Annotated in this window: 20 protein-coding genes; 8 read left to right on the top strand and 12 right to left on the bottom strand. The window is 72.6% G+C overall.

Annotated features, from left to right (window positions below; all coding sequences use genetic code 11):
- Positions 1-137: 137 nt before the first annotated feature.
- Positions 138-4,124 (bottom strand): S8 family serine peptidase, encoded by a 3,987-nt coding sequence (locus AB0H88_RS29165; RefSeq protein ID WP_357649869.1) that lies wholly within the window; start codon positions 4,122-4,124, stop codon positions 138-140.
- 148 nt (positions 4,125-4,272) lie between these two features.
- On the opposite strand from AB0H88_RS29165, the gene AB0H88_RS29160 reads away from it, so the two are divergent.
- Both AB0H88_RS29160 and AB0H88_RS29155 read left to right on the top strand, forming a co-directional pair.
- Positions 4,273-5,259, top strand: coding sequence for a LuxR C-terminal-related transcriptional regulator (locus AB0H88_RS29160; RefSeq protein ID WP_357649867.1), 987 nt, complete (start codon positions 4,273-4,275; stop codon positions 5,257-5,259).
- 2 nt (positions 5,260-5,261) lie between these two features.
- Positions 5,262-6,293, top strand: coding sequence for a LuxR C-terminal-related transcriptional regulator (locus AB0H88_RS29155; RefSeq protein WP_357649865.1), 1,032 nt, complete (start codon positions 5,262-5,264; stop codon positions 6,291-6,293).
- A 3-nt stretch (positions 6,294-6,296) separates the two neighbouring features.
- Here the strand turns inward: AB0H88_RS29155 and AB0H88_RS29150 are convergent, their stop codons facing one another.
- Positions 6,297-6,839 (bottom strand): isochorismatase family cysteine hydrolase, encoded by a 543-nt coding sequence (locus AB0H88_RS29150; RefSeq protein WP_357649863.1) that lies wholly within the window; start codon positions 6,837-6,839, stop codon positions 6,297-6,299.
- An 87-nt stretch (positions 6,840-6,926) separates the two neighbouring features.
- On the opposite strand from AB0H88_RS29150, the gene AB0H88_RS29145 reads away from it, so the two are divergent.
- Positions 6,927-7,400: a hemerythrin domain-containing protein gene (locus AB0H88_RS29145; protein ID WP_357649861.1), complete on the top strand. Its 474-nt coding sequence runs from the start codon at positions 6,927-6,929 to the stop codon at positions 7,398-7,400.
- Here the strand turns inward: AB0H88_RS29145 and AB0H88_RS29140 are convergent.
- Positions 7,381-8,259, bottom strand: a complete 879-nt coding sequence (locus AB0H88_RS29140; RefSeq protein WP_357649859.1) for a LysR family transcriptional regulator — start codon at positions 8,257-8,259, stop codon at positions 7,381-7,383. The genes AB0H88_RS29145 and AB0H88_RS29140 overlap by 20 nt on opposite strands.
- An 80-nt stretch (positions 8,260-8,339) precedes the next feature.
- Between AB0H88_RS29140 and AB0H88_RS29135 the strand changes: the two genes are divergently transcribed.
- From AB0H88_RS29135 to AB0H88_RS29125, 3 genes are all read left to right on the top strand, one after another.
- The gene (locus AB0H88_RS29135) at positions 8,340-9,542 is read left to right on the top strand and encodes an MFS transporter (protein ID WP_357649857.1); all 1,203 of its coding nucleotides are present in this window, start codon (positions 8,340-8,342) and stop codon (positions 9,540-9,542) included.
- Between the two features lie 126 nt (positions 9,543-9,668).
- Positions 9,669-10,319, top strand: a complete 651-nt coding sequence (locus AB0H88_RS29130) for a TetR/AcrR family transcriptional regulator (protein ID WP_357649855.1) — start codon at positions 9,669-9,671, stop codon at positions 10,317-10,319.
- Positions 10,320-10,490: 171 nt separating this feature from the next.
- Positions 10,491-12,572 (top strand): alpha-galactosidase, encoded by a 2,082-nt coding sequence (locus AB0H88_RS29125; protein WP_357649853.1) that lies wholly within the window; start codon positions 10,491-10,493, stop codon positions 12,570-12,572.
- Here AB0H88_RS29125 and AB0H88_RS29120 read toward each other — a convergent pair.
- On the bottom strand, positions 12,544-13,386 hold the full coding sequence (locus AB0H88_RS29120; protein WP_357649851.1) for an AraC family transcriptional regulator: 843 nt from the start codon (positions 13,384-13,386) through the stop codon (positions 12,544-12,546). The two genes, AB0H88_RS29125 and AB0H88_RS29120, sit on opposite strands and share 29 nt — an antisense overlap.
- A 93-nt stretch (positions 13,387-13,479) precedes the next feature.
- Here AB0H88_RS29120 and AB0H88_RS29115 point away from each other — a divergent pair, with 93 nt between their 5' ends.
- Complete coding sequence (locus AB0H88_RS29115) at positions 13,480-14,217, top strand: phytanoyl-CoA dioxygenase family protein (RefSeq protein ID WP_357649849.1); 738 nt, start codon at positions 13,480-13,482, stop codon at positions 14,215-14,217.
- A gap of 60 nt (positions 14,218-14,277) precedes the next feature.
- Here the strand turns inward: AB0H88_RS29115 and AB0H88_RS29110 are convergent, their stop codons facing one another.
- Entirely contained in the window at positions 14,278-15,288 is a 1,011-nt protein-coding gene (locus AB0H88_RS29110) for a substrate-binding domain-containing protein (protein WP_357649847.1), read from the bottom strand.
- A gap of 237 nt (positions 15,289-15,525) precedes the next feature.
- Between AB0H88_RS29110 and AB0H88_RS29105 the strand changes: the two genes are divergently transcribed.
- Complete coding sequence (locus AB0H88_RS29105; RefSeq protein ID WP_357649844.1) at positions 15,526-17,826, top strand: glycoside hydrolase family 3 N-terminal domain-containing protein; 2,301 nt, start codon at positions 15,526-15,528, stop codon at positions 17,824-17,826.
- A gap of 67 nt (positions 17,827-17,893) precedes the next feature.
- On the opposite strand, the gene AB0H88_RS29100 is transcribed toward AB0H88_RS29105, so the two are convergent.
- The 7 genes from AB0H88_RS29100 to AB0H88_RS29070 form a co-directional block, all read right to left on the bottom strand.
- On the bottom strand, positions 17,894-19,762 hold the full coding sequence (locus AB0H88_RS29100; protein ID WP_357649842.1) for a cytochrome c oxidase assembly protein: 1,869 nt from the start codon (positions 19,760-19,762) through the stop codon (positions 17,894-17,896).
- Between the two features lie 85 nt (positions 19,763-19,847).
- Positions 19,848-20,375 (bottom strand): MFS transporter, encoded by a 528-nt coding sequence (locus AB0H88_RS29095; protein WP_357649840.1) that lies wholly within the window; start codon positions 20,373-20,375, stop codon positions 19,848-19,850.
- Positions 20,376-20,462: 87 nt separating this feature from the next.
- The gene (locus AB0H88_RS29090) at positions 20,463-21,068 is read right to left on the bottom strand and encodes an energy-coupling factor transporter transmembrane protein EcfT (protein ID WP_357649838.1); all 606 of its coding nucleotides are present in this window, start codon (positions 21,066-21,068) and stop codon (positions 20,463-20,465) included.
- Positions 21,065-21,739, bottom strand: a complete 675-nt coding sequence (locus AB0H88_RS29085) for an ABC transporter ATP-binding protein (RefSeq protein ID WP_357649836.1) — start codon at positions 21,737-21,739, stop codon at positions 21,065-21,067. Before AB0H88_RS29085 ends, AB0H88_RS29090 begins: the two co-directional genes overlap by 4 nt.
- An 84-nt stretch (positions 21,740-21,823) precedes the next feature.
- The gene (locus tag AB0H88_RS29080) at positions 21,824-22,990 is read right to left on the bottom strand and encodes a thiolase family protein (protein WP_357649834.1); all 1,167 of its coding nucleotides are present in this window, start codon (positions 22,988-22,990) and stop codon (positions 21,824-21,826) included.
- Positions 22,975-24,390, bottom strand: coding sequence for a class I adenylate-forming enzyme family protein (locus tag AB0H88_RS29075; protein ID WP_357649832.1), 1,416 nt, complete (start codon positions 24,388-24,390; stop codon positions 22,975-22,977). Before AB0H88_RS29075 ends, AB0H88_RS29080 begins: the two co-directional genes overlap by 16 nt.
- Before the next feature lie 7 nt (positions 24,391-24,397).
- Positions 24,398-25,009, bottom strand: a complete 612-nt coding sequence (locus tag AB0H88_RS29070; RefSeq protein WP_357649830.1) for a biotin transporter BioY — start codon at positions 25,007-25,009, stop codon at positions 24,398-24,400.
- Positions 25,010-25,103: the final 94 nt, after the last annotated feature.

The following is a 25,103-nucleotide window of genomic DNA, read 5'->3' as shown; positions in this document are numbered from 1 at the left end:
GAATCGACTGTTCTTGCCCCGCTACGCGGGAGAGTCCGTTTCACCCCCAGCCTGAAGGCCGGAGCACTACGGACGAATCCGGTAGCCAGAACACGCGAAACGGATCGGCACGCCGGGCGTGCCGATCCGTTTTCGCGTTACTTCAGGCCGTAGGCCCGGGTGATCGTCTGGTCGATGGTGTTGCCCTCGGCGTCCACACCCTGGGCGCGGATGCCCACGGTGCCGTTGGTGGCCGACAGGGCGGGGTGGGCGATGGTCGCGGTGTAGGAGTTGGCGTTCTTCTTGGTGGTGGTGACGGGCTTCCAGTGGGCGCCGTCGTCGTAGGTGACCGAGAGCTTCAGGCTGCCGAGGCGCGCCTCGGGCACGTCGTAGGAGCCCTGGTAGCCGGTGACCGTGATCTTGTGCGGCCGGGCCGCCGCGGTCGTGTTGTCGAGGTCGAGGTCGAGGTCGTAGCGGAGGTTGAGCCGGCGGACCGGCTCGCACGGGGCGAGGGTGCCGGCGAAGAACCAGCCGACGCACAGGCCGTCGTTGAGCGTCTTCATCCCGCCGGTCGGGCGCTTGGAGCGGAACGTCCACTCCGTCGCCACGTCGGTCGCGTACTTCTGCAGCGGCTGCGGGGTGTGGAACTTGTCGGTGAGGCGATAGCGGGCCTCGCCCTCCGGCAGGTCGTACCTCGGCATCTGGATCAAAACCGGGCCGCTGGTGCCCGATTCGACCATGGGGATCTCCTGGCCGTCACGGTAGAGACGCAGCTCGTCCTTGCCGCCGCGTTCCTCGTCGAAGCGCGCGTTCCAGGTGAACGCCTCCTGATGGTTCGGCTCCGGGCCCAGGATCGGCAGGGCGGCCACGAAGCTGTCGCCCGTCCGGCAGGGGAAGCACGCTGTGGTCCCGGTGGAGCGGGTCAGGTCGGAGAACACCGGGGTGCCGGGCACGCGCGGCTGGGCGCCCCACTCCTCGGTCTTCCCACCGGCCGTCGGGTAGACGTCCGCGGCGGTCGCCCACATTCCGGAGGTCTGGCGGTAGTCGGTGCCTTCGGGGTAGGTCAGCTGGGTCTCGCGCGCCCACGACACGTCTCGCGAGACCGGCCCGACGTACTCGGTCACGGTGCTCTGCGCGGGCCACGAGTAGCCGAGCCGAGGACCGAGCAGCCAGCCGGGGTGGGTCACTACGGTCGCCGACCAGAAGATGGAGGCGCGGGCGAGCCGGTCGGCGTGCAGGCGGTTCTTGATCTCGTAGAGGTCGCGCTTGCCGAGCTCGTAGTCGAGCTTGGCCGGGACGCGGCCGCGCTCGTGAAGGAGCAGCGAGTAGATGTACGGCGTGGCGGTGATGCCCTCAGCCTGGATGCTCACCGGCCGCCTGGCGAGCAGCGCGGCCAGGGCGCGGCCTTCATCGGCGGGCAGGCTCATCGTCGGGATGGGGTAGATCGGCCAGTTCTTCGTCAGTTCGAGGAAGGGCCGGTTGACCGCCCCGTAGCCGAGCACCCCGGCGGCGCCGGCGTCGGCCGCGGCCTTGACCCGGTCGAGCGCGTCGCCCGTGCAGGCGGTGGCCGGACACAGATCGGACAGGTCGAGCAGGACGAGCTTGCCGCGTACGCCGGCGCCGGCGAGGTCGGCCGCCTGCCCGCGGCCCCCGGACACCAGGGTGAGCGTGCTGCGGCCATTCAGCTTGGGAACGTCCTCCGCCAGGCTCTGGTAGCGGGGACTCAGGGTGAGCCGGTCGGCCATCATGCTGATCACGGGGGCGCCGCGCAGGATCTGTCCCGCGACGTCGAAGGTGCCCTGGGTGATCGAGCGGGTGGGCAGCAGCCAGTAGTTGTGCAGCCCGTAGGTGGGGGACGCGGACTCGAAGCGGGTGTACCCGATGCCGTTGGCCGCCTCGCGCTCGGAGGCGTACTGCGAGTTGTAGACCTCGGTGGGGTTCGGGGTCTTCTGGGTGGCCTGGCGGGCCTTGCGCATGTCGAGGGTGATCGTGGTGTCCTTGGTGGCCTCGAACTCCGGCTGTGACGGCAGGCCGATGTTCCACTGCCCGTCGCGCCCACGCCAGCTGATGCCGGCGTTCGCGCTGTAGGTGCCGGCGTACACCCGCGTCTCGGTCTCGGTGCCGCTGCCGGGGTAGTAGACGAAGTCGAGGTCGTCGCGGTCATCGGTGCGCAGGATCTGCCAGGGGATCTCCTGCACGTCGGTCGCGCCGTCGGGCAGCACCATCCGGGTCTTGATGGTGACCTTCTTGGGCTCCACGAACGCGCCGACGGCCGTGCTGACGCTCACGCCGCTCGCGTCGGTGGCGTGCACGAAGCCCTCGTACCAGGTGGCCGGTCCCGACGGGTCGAAGGTGACGGCGACGGGCGCGGTGCCGTGCGCGGGGACGGTGACCGTGTCGTGGTCCAGGGTGAGCGTACGCGCGGGCGCGTCGCCGCCCTTGTGGGCCGTGACGCCGGACTTCAGGCTCAGCGTCACCGGCTGGTCGCCGTCGTTGGTGTAGGTGAGCGTCTTGGTGACGGGAGCGGGGTGGGGGTAGGCCATGAGGCCGAAGTCGATGCTGCCCGAGGCGGTGACCGCCTGCTTCACGGCGCGCGCCACGTCCACCCGGCCCGCGCCCTGCTCGTACGAGCCGTAGCCGTCGTCGCGGGCGGTGCTGGTGAGCGCGTTCTTGAGCTGGGCGCCGCTCCAGTCGGGGTGCTTCTGAGCCAGGAGCACGGCCGCGCCCGCGACGTGCGGGGTGGCCATCGAGGTGCCCGACGCGCCGGTGTAGCGGTCGTTCACGGGCGTGCCCATCGTGGTGCCCGCGGCCCGCGCGGCCACGATGCCGACGCCGGGGGCGGTGATGTCCGGCTTGAGGCTGTAGTCGGCCAGCACCGGGCCCCTGCTGGAGAACTCGGCGAGCTTCTCCGACCCGTCCACCGCGGCGACGGTCAGCGCCGACGGCGCCGAGCCCGGTGAGGCGATCTTCCGGTTGAGGTAGTCGTTGCCCGCCGCGATGACGAACAGCGACGACGACTGGGCGCTGAGGTTGTCCACCGCCTGGCTCATCGGGTCGGGCCCGGTGTAGCAGCAGCCGCCGAGGCTCATGCTGATCACTCTGGCCTGCTGACCGACGGCCCACTCCATCCCGGCGATGATGTCCGACTCCTCGCCGTTGCCGCTCTTGTCGATGACCTTGCCGACGAGCAGCGACGCCTTGGGCGCGACGCCGGTGTACTTGCCGTCGGAGGCGGCGCCGTTGCCCGCGATCGTGGAGGCGACGTGGGTGCCGTGCCCGTGGCCGTCCTGGACGTCGGCCTCGTCGGTGAAGTTCGCGCTCGCCGCCACGCGCCCGGCGACGTCGGGGTGACCGAGGTCGATGCCGGTGTCGAGGACCGCGACCTTGACGCCCTCGCCCTTCAGCCCGGCGGCCCACGCCTCCGGCGCGCCGATCTGCGGCACGCTCTTGTCGAGTACGGCCCGCACCTTGCGGTCGAGCCAGATGGCCGAGACGCCCCGGTCAAGCTTGGCCGTGGCGTTCTTGTCCGTGGCGTTCTTGTCCGTGGCTGGGGGATCGATGGCGCTCCAGAACTGCTGAACCGCCTTCTTGTCCACCCGGATCGCCGCGCCGCCCACGCTGGGCAGCCCGCGCGGCGCGGAGGTGGCGGGCAGGGCGTCGGCCTGCGCTGACAGGGTGTTGGCCGGCTGCTTGGCCTGACCGTACTGGACGATCAGCGGCAGGCCGGCGCTCTCCTTGTCGGTGTAGCCGTTCTTGGCCAGGTAGGCGACGTCGAACAGGCCCTTGTCCATGCGGCCCGACGACACCAGGTCCATCACGTCGGAGGGGAAGACGTAGTAGGAGTCCCGATCGCGGACGGAGATGAAGTTCACCGGAGCGCCGTCGGGCCGCTTGGCCGGGGTGACCTGGTGCCGCGGAGTGCCGCCGGGGCCGGTGTCGTAGGCGACCACGTCACCGGTGATCAGCGTGATCTTCGGCGCGTCCTTGGCCGGTGTTCCGGACGACTCGACGGCGGCGGCGGTCTGGCCGGAAAGGGCGGGTGCGGGGGTGGCCGAAGCCGGCGGCTCTACGGCCATACCGGTCGTCAGCACCAGCCCCAGCGCTAAAAGCCCGATGGACGGGTTGCGCCATCGTGGACGAGTCATGGTTCTCCTCGCGGGATAGCAGGCATGATCGACTCTCCCGAACCATGACATGTCAAGAAATATCCTGAAAAGGTGACTTGACGTCCTTTTCCCGCCAATGACGGGAAAAGGACGACTGGGGAGTGGGGTTTTGGGTGATCATGTTGGGATGCTGCGCATCCTCGGCCTGTCAGCGGCGGAGCAGGCCCTCTACGAGGCTCTGGTCGAGCACTCCCCCGTCACCCTCGACGAGCTGGACCGGCTCGCCGGCACCCCCGGCCTGGGCGTCGGACTGGAGGAGCTGGGGCTGATCGCCCGCCTGCCCGAGGACCCGCCCCGGTTCGTCGTCGTACCGCCGGAGATGGGGCTGGACGCGCTCATCCGCGAGCGGTCCCGCGCCCTGGCCGACGCCCGGCTGCGGGTGGCCCAGCTGTCCACGCGCTATCACCTCACCACGCCCACCCAGGAGTCGGGCGGCCTGGTGGAGGTGGTGATCGGGCGGGAAGCGGTGCTGCGCCGGTTCGAGCAGCTGCAGCGCGGCACCCGGCGCGAGATCCGGATGTTCGACGCGCCGCCGTACGCGGGCGTCGTGGGCGGCAACACCCAGGAGTTCGACCTGCTCAGCCGCGGCGTGGACTACCGGGTGGTCTACGATCGGCGGGCCATCGAGATGCGCGGCACGCTGAAGACCATCGTGGACTACATCGCCGCGGGCGAGCAGGTGCGCGTCGGCGACGTGCCGATGAAGCTGGTTCTCAGCGACTACCCCATGGCCCTCGTACCGCTTCGGCATGATCTGCAGATGGTCGAGTCGGCCCTGGTCGTGCACGACTCGACGCTGCTCGACGCCCTGGCGGCGCTGTTCGAGATGTACTGGGAGCGCGCCGTGCCCCTGCATGTCAGTCACGGGCGTGCCCGGCTGCCGGAGACCCGGAGCCCGACCGACGCGCAGCGCGATCTGCTGGCCCGGCTGGTGGCGGGCCAGACGGACAAGGCCATCGCGGCCCACCTCGGCTGGAGCGACCGCACGGTACGCCGTCACGTGCACGCCATGATGATCCAGCTGGACGCCCAGACTCGCTTCCAGGCCGGCTACCAGGCCGTCCTGCGCGGCTGGCTGGCCGACGAGAAGGGCGTACACGATGACCCGGAGTGACGATGACCCGGAGTGACAGGGACGGCGCGGGCGCGCTCGGCGCGGCCGGGCTCACCCCGGACGAGGAGGCGGTGTACGAGCTGCTCATCGACGGCTCGCCGGCCACCACCGCCCGGATCGCCTCGCTGGGCGCGCCGGCCGGGCTCCGCGCCGACCAGCTGCCCGCCGTGCTCGCCGCGCTGGAGGCCAAGGGGCTGGTCACCCGATCCGGCGCCCACTACGCCGCCGTCGCCCCGGAGGCCGCGCTCGACGTGCTCCTGGTCACCGCGGAGCGGGAGCTGCTGCGCGCCCGCGAGCGCGCGGGCGAACTCGACCAGGCCTTCCAGCGCCGCCGGGCGGCCGGGGAGACGCCGCCGGCGGTCGTCGAGGTGGTGACCGGGCAGCGGGCGGTCCAGCAGCGGCACGCCCAGATCCAGCGGGCCGCCTGGCACCAGCTGCGCTGCTTCTCCAAGCCGCCCTACTTCGACCCGCCGGGCAGCGTGGCGGCCCAGCGCGAGCTGCTCGACCGGGGCGTCACGAGCCGCATGATCTACGAGCGGGGGTTCGTCGACCGGATCGGGGCGCTGCGCCAGATCGAGACGATGGTCGGGGCGGGCCAGCAGGCGCGGGTGCTGCCCAGCCTGCCCATGAAGCTCTACCTCATGGACGACCGCTTCGCCCTGCTGCTGTTGCGGCACCACCCGGACGATCCCGACGCCGACGCCGCCCTGGTGGTCCACCCGTCCGGGCTGCTGGAGGCGCTGAGCCGGCTGTTCGAGGGGCTGTGGCAGCGGGCGCTGCCACTGCGCCTGCGGCCTCCGGCTCCGGGCGCGGCCCCGCCCGTACGAGCGCGTGCCTCCGCGCATGACGACGAGCGGCTGATCGCGCTCCTGGTGGCCGGGCTGACCGACGAGGCCATCGCCCGGCAGCTCGGCGTCGGCTACCGTACGGCGGAGCGGCGCATCGCGAACCTGATGAGCAGGCTCGGCGCCCACACCCGCTTCCAGGCGGGCGTCCAGGCCGCCTTCCGCCACCCGCCGCCGCCGGAGGAGTGACGCTCAGCGGTCCAGGCACTCGGCCGAGAGGGCGAGGCGGGCGGACATGTTGCGCTCCATCATCCGCAGGGCCGCCTCGCCGAGGTCGTGGTGGATGGAGGCCACGCAGTCGGGCGGCACCCTCAGGGCGTAGTGACGTACGTAGGCGTCCAGCGCGCTGTAGAGCACGCACTGCTCGGTCACCTGGCCGGCCAGGACGACGGTGTCGACGTCGGTGCGGCCCAGCAGATACTCCAGCGAGGTGCCGTAGAAGGCGCTGTGGCGGACCTTGGGCAGGAAGGCGCAGTCCGGCGGCGGCAGGATCGGCTCCACCAGGTCCGGGCGGCGGCCGTTGAGGGCCTGCGTCTCGATCTCCCGCCGATCTCGGGTGAAGTCGCCGTAGTTGTCGTTGACGTACACCAGCTCGACCTCTTCGCGGGTACGCGCCCGCGCCACCAGCTTCGCCATCGGTTCGATGATCTTCGCTACGTTGCGGCGCAGGGGTTCGGCGTCCTCGTGCTCATACGGATTCAGCATGTCGATGATGACCAGCGCGGTTCTTGCCATTCCCTCTTACTGTCCACGACGTGCGGTTTTAGCCGAACGGCCCCGGGCAGACGGCCTGCACCCCGGACGAGGGACGAAGGAGAATCGATGGACGCCATCGTGCTGCTGAAGGACGACCACAAGACGGTCGAGGGGCTGTTCAAGAAGTTCGAGCAGGCCGGAGAGCGGGCCTACACCGAGAAGCGCCGCCTCGTGGACCAGATCACCAAGGAGCTGGTCACGCACGCCTACATCGAGGAGGAGTACTTCTACCCGGCCGCTCGCGCCAAGGTGCCGGAGACGAGCGACCACGTGCTGGAGAGCGTCGAGGAGCACCACGTCGTGGTGTGGCTGCTGTCCGAGCTGAAGGACCTTGACCCGAAGGACGAGCACTTCAACGCGAAGGTCACGGTGCTGATCGAGAACGTCCGGCACCACGTCGAGGAGGAGGAGAAGGACTGGTTCCCGCAGGTCCGCGCCGCGATGGGGCGCAAGGAGCTGCAGGAGCTCGGCGAGCGCATGGAAGCCGCCAAGGCGGAGGCCCCCGCCGAGCCGCTCGCCGTCAAGAGCGCCTCGCAGTAGTCGTCACGTGTTCGACGAACAGGGCCGCGGCGGCGGTCGGGGTGGGCACCGGGTTCCAGGCCAGGCCGATGGGGCGGTGCTGGGCCGGGACGAGCGGGCGGTAGGTGGGGTCGTCGTGTTCCAGCGAGGCGGGCAGCGGCAGGACGCCCACACCGAGCCCGGCACCGATGAGGCCGCGTACGGTGGCGATCTCCTCGCTCTCGAACGCGATGACCGGCTCGAACCCGGCCTCCACGCACAGCCGGTCGATCACCCGGCGCAGGTCCGTCGTCGGGGCGAAAGCGACGAACGGCTCGTCGCGCACGTCGGCGAGCGTCAGTCCCGGGACGGCGGCGAGCGGGTGCTCGACGGGCAGGGCGAGGCAGAGCCGCTGCTCACGTAGCGGGTGCCAGCGCGCGGGGTTGCCTTCCGGCGGCGGAGTGACCAGGGCGGCGTCGATGTCGCCCTGGTCCAGCCAGGTGAACAGCTCCCTGGCGAAGCCCTGGTGCAGCTCGAAACGGATGCCGGGCGTGCCCGCCCGCAGGTCGCGCAGGATCTCCGGCACCAGCCAGCGGCCCACCGAGTGCAGGAAACCCAGCCGGATCAGACCGGTGTCCGGGTTGGTCAGGGCGTCGATGCGGCGGCGGGCGCCCTGAAGCTCGGCCACGGCGCGGGCGGCGTGCTCGCGGAACAGCAGGCCGAACCGGTTGAGCGCGAGCCGGCGCCCGTGCCGATGGAACAACTCGACCCCCAGGTCGGCCTCCAGCCGGGCCAGCGCCCGCGACAGCGTGGACTGGTTGATCCCCTCCATCGCCGCGGTGTCGCGCATGTTCTCCGTGTCACACAGCGTCAGGAACCAGCGCAGGGTCTGCAGCTCCATCCTGCGATGATGCTCTTTGCGCATCAGCTCCGTCAAATTCTGCATTTTGCGCATCAAGGCTGATCGGTCACGCTCGACGGGTGCTCTCGACTCTGGTGTCAGGGGATCGCGCCTCCCTCCGGATCAGGTACGGGCTGATGTTCGGCGGCCTGGCCAACTTCCTGGCGCTCTACTACGTCCAGCCGTTGCTGCCCGGCGTCGCCGACCACTTCGGGGTTTCCGCCGCGGCGTCGACGGCGGTGCTGTCCCTGGCCACGATCACGATGGCGGTCGCGCTGCTGTTCGTCGGCCCGATCTCCGATGTGGTGGGCCGGGTGGTGATCATGCGGTGGTCCCTGACCGGCTGCGCGGTCCTGGGCATCGCCGCGGCGTTCGCGCCCACCTGGCACTCGCTGCTGGTCCTGCGCGGGCTGCAGGGCGTCGCGCTGGCCGGGCTGCCCGCCGTGGCGCTCGCCTACCTGCGTGAGGAGATGCCCGAAGGGACCCACGTACGGGCCAACGCCACCTACATCACCGGCACGGCCCTCGGCGGGGCGGCGGGGCGGTTGCTGCCCGGCCCGGTCCAGGCGGTGTGGGGCTGGAGCGGCGCCAGCGCCGTCGTGGGGGTCGTCACGCTGCTCTGCGCGATCGGCCTGTGGGTCCTGCTGCCGCCGTCGCGGCACTTCGAACGGTCCAGCCCGCGGCTGGGCGACCTGCTGCGCAACACCGCGCTCACGCTGCGGGACCCGTCTCTGATGGCGCTGTGCCTGGTCGGCGCGGCGACGATGGGGGCGTTCGTCGGGCTGTGCAACGCGCTGACCTTCCGTCTGGAGGCGGCGCCCTATCTGCTGGGCGGCGCGGGCGCGCTGGTGTTCCTGGCCTACCCGGTGGGCGTGCCGGGGCCGCTGGCCGCCGGGCGGCTGGCGCTGCGGCGCGGGCTCGGCCTGGCCGCCCTGCTCGGTGTCGCGCTTCTGGTGACCGGGACGCTGCTCACCGCCGCGCCCCAGCTGCCGGCCATCGTGATCGGGCTGGCCATGGTCACCTTCGCCTTCCTCGGTACGCACTCCCTGGTCAGCGGCTGGGTCTCCGACCGCGCTCACCGGGTGGGCGTCGGTGTGGGCCAGGCCGCGGGGCTGTACCTGCTGGCCTACTACGCCGGCAGCTCGGTCTTCGGCTCGCTGGCCGCCTACCGGTGGGAGACGGGCGGCTGGTCGAGCGTGATCACCGTCTCCGTCGGGCTGCTCGTCGGCGCCGGGTTCCTGCTGGACCTGGCCCGCCGCTTCGACACGCGATCATGCCGGTAGCCGTCACCGGGGACGGCGTCGCCGTCTCCTACCAGATCCGCGGCCGGGGCGAGCCCCTCGTCCTGCTGGCCGGGCAGGCCAACGGGCATGCCAGAATCGAGCTGCCGAGACGTACCCGAGAGGACGATGACCATCCCCGCCGACCGAAACGCCGACCGAAACGCCGAGCCCGCCGAGGGACGGACGGCCGTGGTGAGCCGGACGGGCCCCAAGCGCAGCGAGAGCATCCGGCTCGCGGTCCTCAACGCCGCCGACGATCTCCTGGTCGAGCGGGGGTTCAACGGGGTGACCATCGAGGGCATCGCAGCCCGGGCCGGGGTCGCCAAGCAGACCGTCTACCGCTGGTGGAAGTCCAAGGTCGACATCCTTCTCGACACCCTCGCCGACGACGCCCGCGAGGCCCTGGCCTGGCCGGGCGGCGAGGGGGAGGCCGAGGAGGAGCTGAAAGCCCAGCTCCGCCGGATCGCCGGGTTCTTCGAGGAGCCGTCGGGCCAGGTCCTGCGGGCGCTGCTCGGCCACGCCCAGACCGACCAGGCCACCGCCCTGGCGCTGCGCGAGGGGTTCCTGCGCGAGCAGCGCGAACGCGATCTGCTGGGGCTGCGCGCCGTGCTCGAACGCCACACCGGCCGCCCGGTGCCCGAGCCCGCCGCCGACACCCTGCTGAGCGTGCTGCTCGGCCCGCTCTACTACCAGGCGCTGGTCCACGGCGGCCCGCCCGCTCCCGAGTTGCTGGATGCCACCGCCCGGCACGTCCTCGACCTGGCCGCCCACGCCTGACCACGCACCCTTCCCCGGCGGCTGACGAGCACAGCGGCGCACCCCTGCCCAGCGGCGGGCGTAGCGGCATACCCCTGCCCGGTGGGTGGCGAGCGCGGCATGCGAATCTCTTACACGGAAGCGGCGGGCGAGACGGCCCGGCGCCGGTCCGAATGTGAGGAGCCCCCCGACGTGTCACCCGTCATCCTGTCCGCCGCTGGCGCCTGTCTCGTTCTCGACGTCGCGGGCCCCGGCCTGCCGCGCGTGCGCTACTTCGGCGCCGACCTGGGCGCGGTCGCCGAGCCGCACCTGCTGCCCGCGCTGGCGTCGCTGACTCCCGCGCCGCCGCTGGTGCCGCTCCAGGGCGACAGCTGGTACGGCCGGCCGGGCCTGTCAGGAGCCCGTACGTCCGCGCATCGGCCGGTCAGGTGGAGTCTCTACGGCCCGGTCGAGACGCGGGCCGTGCCCGGTGCGGGTGGCAGCGTGACCATCACCGCGACCGACGAACAGGCCGGGCTCCGGCTGGTGAGCGAGCTGGCCATGGACGCCCACGGCGTGGTCACGATGCGGCACGCGCTGACCAACACCGCCGCCGACCCGTACCGCGTGGAGGAGCTGACCTGCGCGTTGCCGCTGCCCGCGCGGGCGGATGAGCTGCTCGACTTCACCGGGCGGTGGGCGCTGGAGAAGGTGCCGCAGCGCCGGCCGCTGGCCTACGGCGTCTGGTCGCGGGAGAACCGGCGCGGGCGCACCGGGCACGACGGCACGGGTCTGCTGGTGGCGGGAACGGGCGGGTTCGGGTTCCGGCACGGCGAGGTGTGGGCGGCGCACGCCGGATGGAGCGGCGACCACGTCCACTACGTCGAGCGGTTGACGGAAGGCGTGACGCTGCTGGCGGCCGGCGAACTGCTCGCGCCCGGCGAGATCACCCTGGGCGAGGGCGAGACGTACGAGACCCCGCTGGTCTATTTCACCTGGTCGGACTCCGGGCTGGACACGGCGGCCGGGCGGCTGCACGACCACCTGCGCTCGCGCGGACAGCGCCCGGCCCGCCCGGTCACCCTGAACAACTGGGAGGCCACCTACTTCGACCACGGCCTCGACCGGCTGCTGGCGCTGGCCGACCGGGCCGCGGAGGTGGGGATCGAGCGGTTCGTCCTGGACGACGGCTGGTTCCGGCACCGCCGCGATGACAAGGCCGGGCTCGGCGACTGGTATGTGGACGAGGGGGTGTGGCCCGACGGCCTGCACCCGCTGGCGAAGCACGTGCGCAAGCTCGGCATGCAGTTCGGGCTCTGGTTCGAGCCGGAGATGATCAATCTCGACTCCGACCTCGCCCGCGAGCACCCCGAATGGGTGCTCGGCCGCGCCGACCGGCTCCCGCCGCCGCAGCGCAACCAGCACGTGCTCGACCTGGCCCGGCCGGAGGTCTTCGACTACCTGCTGGAACGGATCGGCACGCTGGTGAACGAGTACGAGCTGGACTACATCAAGTGGGACCACAACCGCGACATCGCCGAGCCCGTCCACGACGGCGTGGCGGGTGTGCACGCGCAGACCGTGGCCGCCTACCGGCTGATCGACGAGCTGCGCCGCCGCCATCCCGGGCTGGAGATCGAGTCGTGCTCGTCCGGCGGCGCGCGGATCGACTACGGCATCCTGGCCCGCACCGACCGGGTCTGGACCTCTGACTGCAACGACGCGCTCGACCGGCAGGCGATCCAGCGCTGGACCGGCCTGCTCGTGCCGCCGGAGCTGATGGGCAGCCACGTCGGCGCGCCCCGCGACCACAGCACCGGCCGGTCGCTGGCGCTGTCGTTCCGGTGCACCACCGCGCTGTTCGGCCACATGGGCGTCGAGTGGGACCTTACGTCGGCGAGCGAGGCCGAACGCGAGGAGCTCGCGGAATGGATCGCCCTGCACAAGCGGCTGCGGCCGACGCTGCACGGCGGGACCGTGGTCCGCGCCGACCATCCCGACCCGGCGGTGCTGCTGCACGGCGTGGTCCGGGACGGGCACGCGGTGTTCGCCTGCGTCCAGCTCGCCTCCCGGGTGGCCACCGGCCCGGCCCCGCTGCGCCTGCCAGGACTGGACCCCGAGACCGTCTACGAGGTACGGGTGGCGGGCCGCCTGCCCACGGGTGTCGGGCTGCCGGAGTGGACGGCCGCCCCGGTACGCCTGCGGGGCTCGGTCCTGGCCGGGCTCGGCCTGCCGTCCCCCGCGCTGAAGCCCGCCACCGCGCTGGTCATCGAGCTGGAGGCCGTCCAGGGGTGACAGGTGCGCTGAACCTGGCCCGGTAACCGGACGGGCTCATCGCGAAGAACTGCCGGAAGCGGCGGCTGGCGTAGTTGGGATCGCTCCACCCCACCTGCCTGCCGATCGCCGCGACCGGCAGGTCCGTCTCGATGAGCAACGCCGCCGCCCGCTCGGCCCGCAGCCGGTTCAGGTAGGCCATCGGCGAGATGCCGAGCTGGGCGGTGAACGTCCTGGCCAGGTGCGCGGCCGAGACACGCGCGAGCGCCGCCAGGTCGTCCACCGACCAGTCCCGCCGCGGGTCGCCCTCCAGCTCCCGTACGGCCAGCAGCACCGCGGGGTGCGTCCCCGCGCTCCCGGCGGCGGGTTCGCCGAGCGAGGCCGCGGCCCCGCCCAGCAGGCACAGCAGCGCTCCCACCTGCGTGATGTGCCCGCCCACCGCCGCCGGAAGCGCGGCCTCCACCACCGCGAGTGCCCCGTCATCCAGCCGCGACACGTGCCCCGAGCGGTGCAGCAGCCTGCCGATGTGCGGTTCGGCCCGCAGCCAGGCCAGCTCCCGCTGGAACATCTCCGGACCGACGTACACGTTGTGCACCACCAGCCCGCGGCAGTCGCGGTAACCGTGCCAGTCACCCGGCCGCAGCAGTGCGACCGAGCCGCGGCTCAGCCCCTGCTCCCCGCTGGCGGAGACGTGCGTGGCCGTGCCTCTGGTGACCACGGCCAGCTCCAGGAAGTCGTGGCTGTGCGCGCTGTTGTCGGCGGCCAGCTCGTGCCGCTCCGCCACCACGGGCGGCCGGTCGGGGGTGAAGACGTCGTCGCGTCGTACACGGTGCACATCAGGATTGTGCTACATGCGAGCAACCCCCGTCCTAGCCCGTCTCGGGCCCGTCCGGCAAGAGTAGAGGCACCACCGACAAGGGAGAAGCACATGCTTGACGACGCTCAGGTGTCCGCCTACCGGCGTGACGGTTTCATCCACCTGCCCCAGGTGATCTCGCGCGAGGAGGCCGCCCGGTACGCCAAGGCGGCGCTGGCCGCGCAGGAGACCGTGCGGGACAACCGGGAGGGCGACATCTTCGTCCAGTTGCTGCAGCTCTGGCAGCAGGACGAGACGCTGCGCGAGCTCACCCTGCACCCGGGGCTCGCCGCGCTCGCGACCCGCCTGGCGGGCGTGCCGCTGCGGCTCTGGCACGACCAGCTGCTGATCAAGAGACCGCACAACGGCGCGGCCACCGAGTTCCACCAGGACCAGCCGTACTGGCCGCACACCGGCTCGCGGCACGCCCTGTCGGCCTGGATCGCGCTGGTCGACGTGCCCGTCGAGCGGGGCTGCATGACGTTCGTGCCCGGCTCGCAGGACCTCCAGGACCTGCGCGCCCAGGACTTGACGGACGGCCAGGACCTCTTCCGGGTCGCGCCCGAGCTGCGCTGGCGGCAGCGGGTGACCGTCCCGTTGAAGGCGGGAGACTGCACCTTCCACAACTCGTACCTGGCGCACTGCGCCACGCCGAACTTCACCGACGACCCGCGCATCGCGCACGTGGTCATCTACATGGACGCCGACGCGGTCTTCGCCGCAGAACCGGCGCACGTGCTGACCGATCCCCTCGGCCTCACCCCCGGCCTGCCCCTGCCCGACGAGCACTTCCCGAGCTTCGCTCGCTGATCGGCCCCGCCGTCACCCGGGTGGGCTCGGCCGCCAGACCGCTGACGCCCGCGCCCGGCCTCACCCGGGTGGGCGCGTCGTGCTGCCTCTGACGATGAGGGTCGTGGCGAGCTCGATCCGGGTGCCGGCCGAGCCCCTGCGGTGGGTCAGCTCTTCGGTGATCAGCCGGACCGCCTCGTTGGCCATGTCGTCGAGCGGCTGGCGGACCGTGGTGAGCGGCGGGGACAGCATCTCGCACAGCGGAGAGTCGTCGAAGCCGACCACCGACACCTCTTCGGGGATGCGGATGCCGCGCTCGGTCGCCGCCTGGTAGACGCCCGCGGCCTGTAGGTCTGAGCCCGCGAAGATGGCCGTGGGCCGGTCGGGATGGTCGAGCAGCTCGGCGCCGAACGTCTTGCCGCCGGAGACCTGGAAGTCGGCGAAGCGCGTGAGGTGCGCCTGCGGCTCGACGCCGAAGGTGCGGTGCGCTGCCAGGTAGCCCTCGTAGCGGTCCAGGGTGCACTGCGTGTCGAGCGGGCCGCCGATGAAGCCGATCCGCTCGTGCCCCAGCTCCAGGAGATGGGTCGTCGCCATCACCCCGCCCGACCAGTTCGTCGCGCCCACGGTTGAGAGCCGGGGGTCGCGCTTGCCGACCGGATCCAGGAGCACCAGCGGGACCCGCAGCAGCTCTTCGACGGCCGCGATCTCCTCCTGGTTGGCGCGCGAGAGCACCAGGACGATGCCGTCGGTGCCGCGCTTGCGCACCATCCCGATCCAGCGCCGCAGGTCGAAGTCGGCGCGCGCGGAGGAGGTCACGACGAGGGAGAATCCCCAGCGCGCGGCCGCCTGCTCCGCGCCCTTGACCAGCACCTCCGCCCAGGGCGAGCCGAGTCCGTCGATGAGCAGGTCGACGAGGCCGACTTGCGGGGCGCTGGGCGGGCGCGGGGCTTCGTATCCGGAGGTCCGGACCGCTTCGAGCACCTTGCCGCGGGTGGCGGCGGAGACGTGCTTCTTGCCGCTCAGCACTTTCGAGACGGTCGGAACCGACACCCCGGCCACCGCCGCGACGTCGGAGAGCGTGGGTCGGGGCACAGCACCTCCCGTTTGCCGACTTTCGGAAAATCGTTCGTCCCGCAGCCGCTTATCTACCTGGGCTGATGAGGCGCTATGACAAGTGTTGACACGGCTACAGGCCGGAATCTACCGTAACGGAACGGCAATGTCACGATAGCTTTTCGGAAAACTATCCGGAAACTTTCCGACGCGATGACGGACGCCCGGCGCCGAACCGGGCGCATCGAGTGCCAGATCGACAGTGAGGGTGCGTGCATGACGATCGATGAGCGTCGAGCGCGACGCGTCGGCGACCTGCTGGCCGATATGTCACTCGACGAGAAGCTCGCGCAGCTCGTGGGCGTGTGGCTGAACGTCAATCGCGAAGAGGGTGTCGTCGCGCCGCTGCAGGATGCGATGCAGGGAGAGGACGTCGCGTTCGAGGAGTTCGCCCGCGACGGACTCGGGCAGATCACCCGGCACTACGGGACCCGGCCCGTCGACCCGGAGTGGGCGAGCACCCTGCTGGCCGCGCGGCAGCGGTGGCTGCTCGACCACACCCGCCTCGGCATCCCGGCGCTGGCGCACGAGGAATGCCTCACCGGCCTGGCGGCCTGGCGGGCGACGACCTATCCGGTCCCGCCGGCCTGGGGCGCCTCGTTCGACCCCGAGCTGGTCGAGCGGATGGGCCGGCAGATCGGGTCGAGCATGGCCGCGCTCGGCGTTCACCAGGGGCTCGCTCCCGTGCTCGACGTGATTCGTGACCAGCGGTGGGGGCGGGTCGAGGAGTGCGTGTCCGAGGATCCGTACGAGGTCGCGACGATCGGGGCGGCGTACGTGCGGGGGCTCCAGTCCACGGGCGTGATCGCCACGTTGAAGCATTTCGTCGGCTATTCGAACTCCCGCGCCGGGCGGAATCTGGCCCCGGTCCACGCGGGGCCGCGCGAGGTGGCCGACGTGCTGCTGTTCCCCTTCGAGGTGGCGATCCGGGACGCGGGGGCGGGTTCGGTGATGAACTCCTACGCGGAGATCGACGGGATTCCGATAGCCGCGGACGAGTACTACCTCACCCGGATCCTGCGTGACGAGTGGGGCTTCGACGGCACCGTCGTCGCGGACTACTTCGCGGTCGCCTTCCTGCACACGCTGCACGCCGTCGCCACGGACGCCGAGGACGCCGCCGTGCAGGCGCTCACGGCGGGGATCGACGTCGAACTCCCCACCGGAGTGGCCTATCTGGCGCCGTTGAAGCAGGCCGTGACGAGCGGGCGGATCGCCGAATCGCTGATCGACCGGGCGTTGAGCCGGGTGCTGCTGCAGAAGGCGAAGCTCGGGCTGCTCGACGACGACTACGAGCCGGCTGCTTCGGGGCCCGTCGACCTGGACGACGCCGAGTCCCGGGCGCTGGCGCGGCGGCTGGCGGAAGAGTCCATCGTGCTGCTGACGAACAACGGCCTGCTCCCCCTCGGTGACGGCGCGGGACAGCGCGTGGCCGTCATAGGCCCGAACGCGGACAGCGTCACCGCGCTGTTCGGCTGCTACTCCTTCGTCAACCACGTCCTGCCGCACTTTCCCGAGGTCGAGCCGGGCATCGAGTCACCCACGCTGCTCGACGCCCTGCGGGCGGAGTTCCCGGACGCGGTGCTGCGGGTGGCGCACGGCACGGGTGTCGACGACGGCGACCGCGCGGGGTTCGGCGCGGCCGTGGACCTGGCGGCCGCCTCTGACGTGGTGATCCTCGTGCTCGGCGACCGGTCCGGCCTGTTCGGCCGGGGCACCTCCGGCGAGGGCTGCGACGTGGACACCCTCGACCTCCCCGGCGCCCAACAGGCACTCGCCGACGCGGTCCTCGCCACGGGCACTCCGGTCGTGGTGGTTCTGCTGACCGGCCGGGCCTACGCCGTGCCGGGCATCATCCGCGAGGCCGCCGCCGTGGTGCAGGCGTTCTTCCCCGGCGAGGAGGGCGCGGGGGCCATCGCCCGGGTGATCAGCGGAGCCGTCAACCCGTCGGGGCGGCTGCCGATGAGCATGCCCGGCTCGGCCGCCGGCCAGCCGTACAGCTATCTGCATCCCCGGCTCGGCGCGGCCGGCTCGGTGAGCAACATCGACCCCGCTCCGCAGCTGGGCTTCGGTCACGGGCTGAGCTACACGCGGTTCACTTACGACGACGTGTCCGTGGCCGGAGCCGCCCCGGCGGCGGACGGGTCGATCCGCTGCTCGGTCGTCGTCCGCAACGCGGGTGAGCGGGCGGGCGCGGAGATCGTGCAGGTGTACGCGTCGGACGTGGTCGCCTCGGTCACCCGGCCCGTCGCCCAGCTGGTCGGCTACGCGCGCGTCGAGCTCGCTCCCGGCGAGCGGGTGTCGGTCGGCTTCGAGGTGCCGACGCGGCTGCTGGCCTTCACCGGGCGCGACGGCCGGTGTGTCGTCGAGCCCGGCGAGGTGAGGGTGACCGTCCGCCGCTCCGTCACCGACGTCGTCGCCGAGAGGTCCGTGACGCTGACCGGGCCGGTGCACGAGATCACCGGCGCCGAACGGCGGCTGACCACGGTCGATCTGACGAGCGTCCTCCTCCGCTGAGCGAAGGCTGACCACGGTCGATCTGACGAGCGTCCTCCTCCGCTGAGCGAAGGCTGACCACCATCGTTCAGGAAAGCGTCCTCCTCCGCTGAGCGGCCCGCCGCCACGACGCCAGCCGTACCACCGGGGCCACGAGCACCACGACCGCGACGACCAGCACCGTAAGCCCGGCGGCCCGCTGGTCGGCGGTCAGGTCCGACACCCCCGGCGGCGACACCAGCGTGAACCAGTCCACGCCCACCCCGGGCCCGAACCGCAGGGCCAGCCCGAGCGCGAGTTGCGTCACGGCGAGCACCGCGAGCAGCCGCACCCGCGTCACCCAGGTGATCGGGCGCGGCAGCGGATCCACCCCGGCCAGCACCCAGAAGCACAGTGCCCCGGCGCAGAAGAGCAGCGCCAGGGTGAGCAGATGGAGCGCGTAGCTGTACAACGACTGGCCCAGCCAGCCGGTCCCGTACAGCACCGCCACCGGCACGATCTGCGCGGCGGCGAGGGTCAGCGGATGGGTGAGCCGCGCGGCCAGGCGGCTGTCCAGGATCGCGCGGGTCACCTCGCCGTACTGGGACCGGTCCGTGGTGGTCTGGGCGGCCAGCGTCAGCGGCGCGCCGAGCGCCAGGAGCAGCGGCGCCACGAGCGCGACCAGGCCGTACTGCAGCGCCTGCGCGGACAGCATCGCGCGGGCGTAGCCGCCCACGCCGCTGAGCAGGGCGAACGCCAGCACCGCGAGCCCGGCCAGCCACGCGGCGGTACGGCCCGGCGGCCACACGATCCCGTCGCGGGCCAGCCGGCGCAGCCCGAGGAGGTAGCCGATCGCGGGGACGGCCAGCAGGAGCAGGATCAGCGGGTCCAGCCTGATCTCGGTGATCAGGCCGCCGATCGAGAAGGGCGGCAGCTCGTACTCCAGCAGGAGGTGGTCGTGGCCGCCGCCGCCCTCCGAAGGCGGCGGCGGGGTGCGTGACAGGGCGACCGCGAGCCCGACTGCCGCCGCCATGACGATCGCCTCGCCGGTGGCCAGGCGGACGAACGTGCGCCGCACCGGGCGTTCGGCCAGGCCCGCGACGGTACGGCGGCGATGGTTGTGGCCGAAGAGGCCCAGGGCCACCAGCGCGGCCGCCTTGGCCAGGATGAGCAGGCCGTAACGGGTCTGCCACAGCTGCGCGACGGCGTCGAGGCGCACCCAGGCGCTGGCCACGCCCGACACGGCCACCGCGCCGAAGCAGGCCAGCGCCAGCGTGCTGAACCTGGGCACCACCTGCGCGAGCCGGTCCGAGCGCCGGAAGTGGACCAGGACGGCGGCCAGGCCGCCCACCCACACCGCCACCGCCGCCAGGTGCGCCATCAACGCGGAGATCGCGATGTCGTGGTCGCCCGCCGAGGCGGCGTGGCCGACGTAGGCGGGCGGCAGGATCGCGAAGACGGCGACCGCCAGCAGGAAGGCGTTCCACCACGGCGAACGCCACAGGCTGGTGCCGATCGCCACCGCTCCCGCCGCCGCGGCCACGATGAGCAGGGCCTGAGTCTGCGGGACGGTCGTGCCGAACGACAGGATCGACGGGGTTTCGAGCAGGTCGGTGAGCGGCAGGCCGACGACCTCCGAGATCGTCAGCAGGTACGTCACCACCGCGGCGGCAGCCCAGCCCAGCCCCCAGCGGCCGGCGGCGCGCAGGCAGGCGGCGACCTGCGGCGTGCCGCGCGGCGCCAGGATCACGGCGGCCACCAGCGTTCCGACGGTGGCGAAGGCGCACAGGTCATAGGCGAACCGGGCCAGGGGCATCCCCCAGTCGGTGAACGGTCCCGCCTTGGGCAGACCGGGGATCGACGGCTGCGGCACGCTTCCGCCGAACAACAGGGCCGCGACCAGCACCAGGACTCCGGCGGCCACGGCGACGACGGCGTATCGGCGGGCCGGCGTCGCCCCGCCTCGGGAAGTGGACACGGCTGCTCAGGCGCCGACGGGCAGGGGGCGGCGGCATAAGGGGGTTGACGGCATGGTGATCTCCACGTGGCTGCGGGACTGGGTCTCAGAGGGCAGCCGGGAGCGGGGGTCCACGCCGGACGACCGCGTGCCGCAGGACGCTGTCGTACGGTCCGCCGGGTGAGCGATAGGCGGGCGCCGGTGGGGTGAGCGGGTATACGGGGCACGAGGGCAGGACCAGGAGCAGGCGTACGGCCAGCCGCCGCAGCAGCGCCCACAGTGCGGTCTCGCCCCTGGCCAGCCACCACCCGGTCACCAGGGTGGCGGTGAGGTGGCAGAGCACCATGCCGATGTCGGTGGCCGGTCTGTGTCCGGGCGGCATGGGCGCGGGGGCGGCGTGCCAGGAGAACAGCGCGTGCAGGAGGACTTGCGCCGAGCCGAGCAGGACGGCGATCGGGACCGGCGCGCGCTCCCGGCCGGCCAGGGCGGCGGCGCCCGCCGTCACGAGCCCGGCGCCGAGCGCGAGATGGCCGGGGCCCGGGAGGGTGCCGTCCGCGAACCAGTGGGCCAGGGCGGCCAGCGTCACACAGACGGCCGCGAAGAGGGCCGACCGCGCTAATCGCAACGGCAGCATGGCTCGCATGGTGCCCAAATGCTCCCACACCAGCAGCCCGCCGTGAGGCTCGTTCCCACCTATGGCGTTTTATCCGACATTGTCCGGTCAGTCGTCCAGGCCGCGGGCGCTGAGGGCCTCGCCCAGCGCGTCCGCGTGCCGCAACGCGCTCACCACCAGCGGCACGGCGAAGGCCCGCACGCTCCACTGCACTCCCCTGGCGCGCTGCGCCTCCCGTACGCGGGTCGCCAGGTCGGCCATGACCGGCACGCTGCGGATCGTGAGGGACAGCAGCAACGACAGCCGGAACGGATCCAGCCCCACCCAGCGCGCCGGCGACAGGCAGCGTTCCAGGAACGCCATCATGGCCTCCGTCCGCGTCGTCAGGGTGACCAGCCCGGCCAGGGCGACGGCCAGGACGACCCGGGACACCGAGGTGACCGCCGACGGCAGGTCCGCGAACACCGCCTGCATGGCGAACAGCGCCACCGCGAACCAGCGGACCGGCCGCACCTGCGCCCAGGCCGCCGCCGCGCCCACCCCGGAGACGGCGAACAGCGCCCCCACCACCAGCGCGGCGACCGCCATCGACACCGGCGCGCGCAGCAGGACGAGCACCGTGCAGCACGCCGCCAGGCCCGCGAGCTTGGCTCCCGCGGGCAGGCGGTGCAGCGGCGAGCCGCCTGGGACGTAGGCGCCGGTGAGCCCGTTCACGACATGAGCTTCCGGTAGTGGCCGATGGCCGCCGACGGTGTGGCGTCGGCCACGATCCGCCCCTCGTCCATCACCAGCAGGCGGTCGAAGTCGGCCAGCAGCGCGAGATCGTGGCTGATCACGACCACCTGCTGCGGCAGTTCGCGCAGCACGTCGGCGACCAGCCGGGAGTGGCGCAGGTCCAGGAGGGTCGTGGGTTCGTCCATCACGAGGATCTCGGGTTCGAGCACCAGGACCGAACAGAGGGCGAGCAGCTGTTTCTGGCCGCCGGACAGCTGGTGGGCGGGGTGGTCGGCGTGGCCCGCCAGGCCGTACCTGTCCAGCACGTCCGTGACCCGGCGCTGGACCTCCTCCCGTGGCAGCTTGCGTCGCCGCAGGGAGAACGCGACGTCCTCGGCCACGGTCGGCATCACGATCTGCGCGTCCGGGTCGGTGAACAGGAACCCGACGCGCCGCCTGATCCTGGCCGCGTGGCGGCGGGTGTCGTCGCCGAGGACGGTGACGGTGCCGGAAGTCGGCAGGACCAGGCCGTTCAGCAGCCGGGCCAGCGTGCTCTTGCCCGACCCGTTGGCCCCGATCACGCCGATCCGCCGCTCGGGCAGGCGGGCCGTGACGCCGCACAGCACCTCACGCTGCCCGAGCCGGACCCGCACGTCGTCCAGCTCGATCACCCACACCACCTACGAATCTCAACCTCAACCGGCTTGCTCATCGGCTCACACCACGCACGCATTCAACCCGCTCGCTCATTGGGCTCACACCACCTCGAACAGGGCGGCGACGCCGAGGCCGCCCCCGACCGCCGCCGTCGCCAGGCCCAGCGTCCCCGCCGGCGCGCCCGACCGTACGAGCCGCGTGAACAGCCGGGTGACCACGACGGCTCCGGTGGCCCCCCACGGATGGCCGAGCGCCAGCGCGCCGCCGTCGGCGCAGACCCGGTCCCGGTCGGCGCCGAGCGGGTCGAGCCCGAGCGCGTCGGTGACGGCCAGCGTCTGGGCCGCGAACGCCTCCACGATCTCCACCGCCGCGATCTGCTCCATGCTCACTCCGGTACGGCCGAGCAGCCGTCGTACGGCGGGCACCGGACCCCAGCCGGGCAGGGCGGGATCACAGCCGACGACGGCCCCGCCCCGCAGCCGGAGGCCCGGCAGCCCGGCCCTGGCGCGCAGGCGTTCCGTGGTGAGGGCGAGCGCCGCCGCCCCGTCGCTGACCGGCGAGGAGTTCCCGGCCGTCACCGACCCTCCGGCGACGAACGCCGCGGGCAACCGCGCCATCGACTCCGGCCGCAACACCCGGGGCCGCTGATCCTCCGTCCGCCCCTTGACCTCGACGATCTCCGCCGCGAACCGGCCCGCCTCCCGCGCGGCCACCGCCTTGGCGTTGCTCGCGCGCGCGTAGTCGTCCTGGCGGGCCCGATCCACGCCGCGCGCCGCGGCGAGCGCCTCGGCCGCCGCGCCCATGTCCGGGTCCGGATGGCCGGCCGGGGTGAAGGGCGCCCGCTCGTACGGCACGGCGGGGCTCCCCCGGTGCGCCCGCAACGGCGCGGTGGAGGCGCTCTCGACCCCACCGGCGATGACCAGCTCCATCTCCTCGCTGGCCACGGCCTGACCCGCCATCAGGATCGCGGCCAGCCCGCTGCCGCACTGCCGATCCACCGTGGCACCGGGAACGGCCTCGCCCAGCCCGGCGCCCAGCGCCGACACGCGAGCCAGGTTCCCGCCCGGACCCATGCAGTTGCCGAGCACCACGTCCTCGATCGGCACGCCGAGGCCGGCGACGTCACGGGCCAGCGCCTCGATGACGGGCGAGGCCAGCCTGTCGGCGGTCACCTCCTTGAAGGCGTGCCCGGCGGTCCCGATCGCCGTACGGCGCGCGGCCACGATGACCGGCGCGATGTCCGGCCGCATCAGGTGAGCCGCCACAGGTCAGGATCGTCACCGGCCAGGCGGGCGGACAGGAGGCCGCGGGCCGGTTTGCCCGCCGAGGTGCGGGGCAGGCTGTCCACCGCGTACCAGCGGCGGGGCCGCTGCGCCGCGGCCAGCCCGCCGCGGGCCACGGCCTCGAGCGAGGCCCGCGAGGGCGGAGTCCCGGCGCCCACCTCGACGATCGCCGTGACCACCGCGCCCAGGTCCGGGTGCGGCGAGCCGACCACCACGACGTCGCCCACCCCGCGCACGCTCCTGAGCACCTCTTCGACGTCCTCCGGCACGACCGTGGCGCCGCCGGTCTGGATCGCGCCGTCCCCCCGGCCGCGCAGCCGCAGGACCTCACCCGAAAGGTACGGCTCCGCCACGTCGCCGACGCTCATCCACCCGTCGCCATCCACCCGCAGCGGGCCGGCCGCGCCGGCCAGATAGCCCTCGGCCAGCCAGGGCGACCGCGCCCACACCTCGCCGAGCGCCTGGCCGGGCAGGGTCCTGACCTGGAGTTCGACACCCGGAAAAGGGCGCAGCCCCGCGCCGTCGGCGTCGGCGGCCACGAAGGACAGCTCGGTCGCGCCATAGTAGGACACCACCCGTACGCCGGCCTCCGCCGCCCGCTCCCGCAGCCCGGCCGGCAGCGCCGCTCCGCCGATCACGACGGTCCGCAGCGGGGCACCGTCCTCCATCGCGTCCAATGCGTCCAGTACGGCCGGCAGGCAGTGCGGCACCAGGTGGGCCACGGTCGCCCGGCCGAGCTGCTCGTCCAGGGACCCGGGCGACCAGCGGCCCGGCACCAGAGCCGTGGCGCCGACGGCCAGCGCGTGCACGGCCGCGAAGCCGTACAGGGACGAGCCCAGGGGTCCGGGCACCAGGACGACGTCGCCGGGCCCGATCCCGGCCAGCTCGCTCACCCACGGGAAGGACGCGGTCCAGGACCCGCGCGTGCGGACCACGGCCCGGGGACGGCCGGTGCTCCCGGAGCTGAAACACGCCCAGGCCCGATCGCCGGGCTCCGGGTGCGGCCACGCCGCCGCGCGTTGAGCCGGCGTGCCCGCCTCGGCGGATGATTGAACGTCGTTCGTCCCAGCGGGCGGGAGGCTGTCGAGGTGACGGTCTGCGGGGATCGCAGCCCGTAGCCGTTCGTCCCAGGCAGGGTCGCACAGCAGCGGCGTACCCCCCGCCAGGTCCGTCGCCAATGCGGCAATGAGCTGGTCCACCGGATCCGCCAGGCTGATCGCGACCAGCGCCCCGCGGGCCAGGCCCGGCGCGGCCAGGTCCGCCGCGGTGTCACGGATCCGCCGGGCGAGCTCGGCGTAGCTCAGTTCGCCCGCCGGGCCGCACACCGCGAGACGGTGCGGGTGGTCGGAAGCGTGGCGCAATACCTGTGCGGCGACCGGCATGACCGGTTCAGCCCTCCTTGCTGGCGCGGAGCCGTTCGCGATGCACGGCCGGGACCGCGTCAGGGTATGCCCGTTGAGTACCTCTCGTCACAATCGCGGCCAGCACCGCCTTGATCAGGTCACCGGGCAGGAACAACGTGGCGCTGAGCAGCGCCGTCCGGCCCAGCGGGACGCCGGTGACAGCCGCCTGCACGGGCAGGCCGACCAGGTAGATCACCCCGATGCCGCCGACCACACAGGCCACCACCAGCCGTACGATGCCCGGCCGTTGGCCGCCGCGTTCGACGATCCAGCCGGTCACGGCCGCACCGGGCAGCCAGCCGAGCAGGTATCCGGCCGACGCCCCCGCGAACACGCCCAGCCCGCCACGCCCGCCGGCCAGCAACGGCAGGCCCGCGGCCACGAGCACGAGCAGTACGGCGACGGCCAGGGCGGCCCGCCACGAGCCCAGGATCGTACCCGCCAGCATGACGCCGAACGTCTGCAGCGTGATCGGGACCGCGTTGCCGAACAGGTTCAGGGTGCCCGGCAGGCCGAGTGCGGCGATCAGCGCCGCGAACACGCTGATCCGGGCGATGTCGCCGGTGGGGAAGCCCTTCCCCCTGGTGATCCTCGGCATGTCACCCTCCTCCACTTCGCGTAGGTGCGCGGAACTTCCTCGTAGGTGCGGATCCGATCTCACACCACAACGCCCCAGGACACGTATGGAGGGA

The sequence above is a fragment of the Nonomuraea sp. NPDC050680 genome, from assembly GCF_040654555.1.
In the GTDB taxonomy this organism is placed as follows: Bacteria; Actinomycetota; Actinomycetes; order Streptosporangiales; family Streptosporangiaceae; genus Nonomuraea.
The sequence above is the reverse complement of the archived record's forward strand: the minus strand, read 5'-3'. Positions and strand labels throughout refer to the sequence as shown.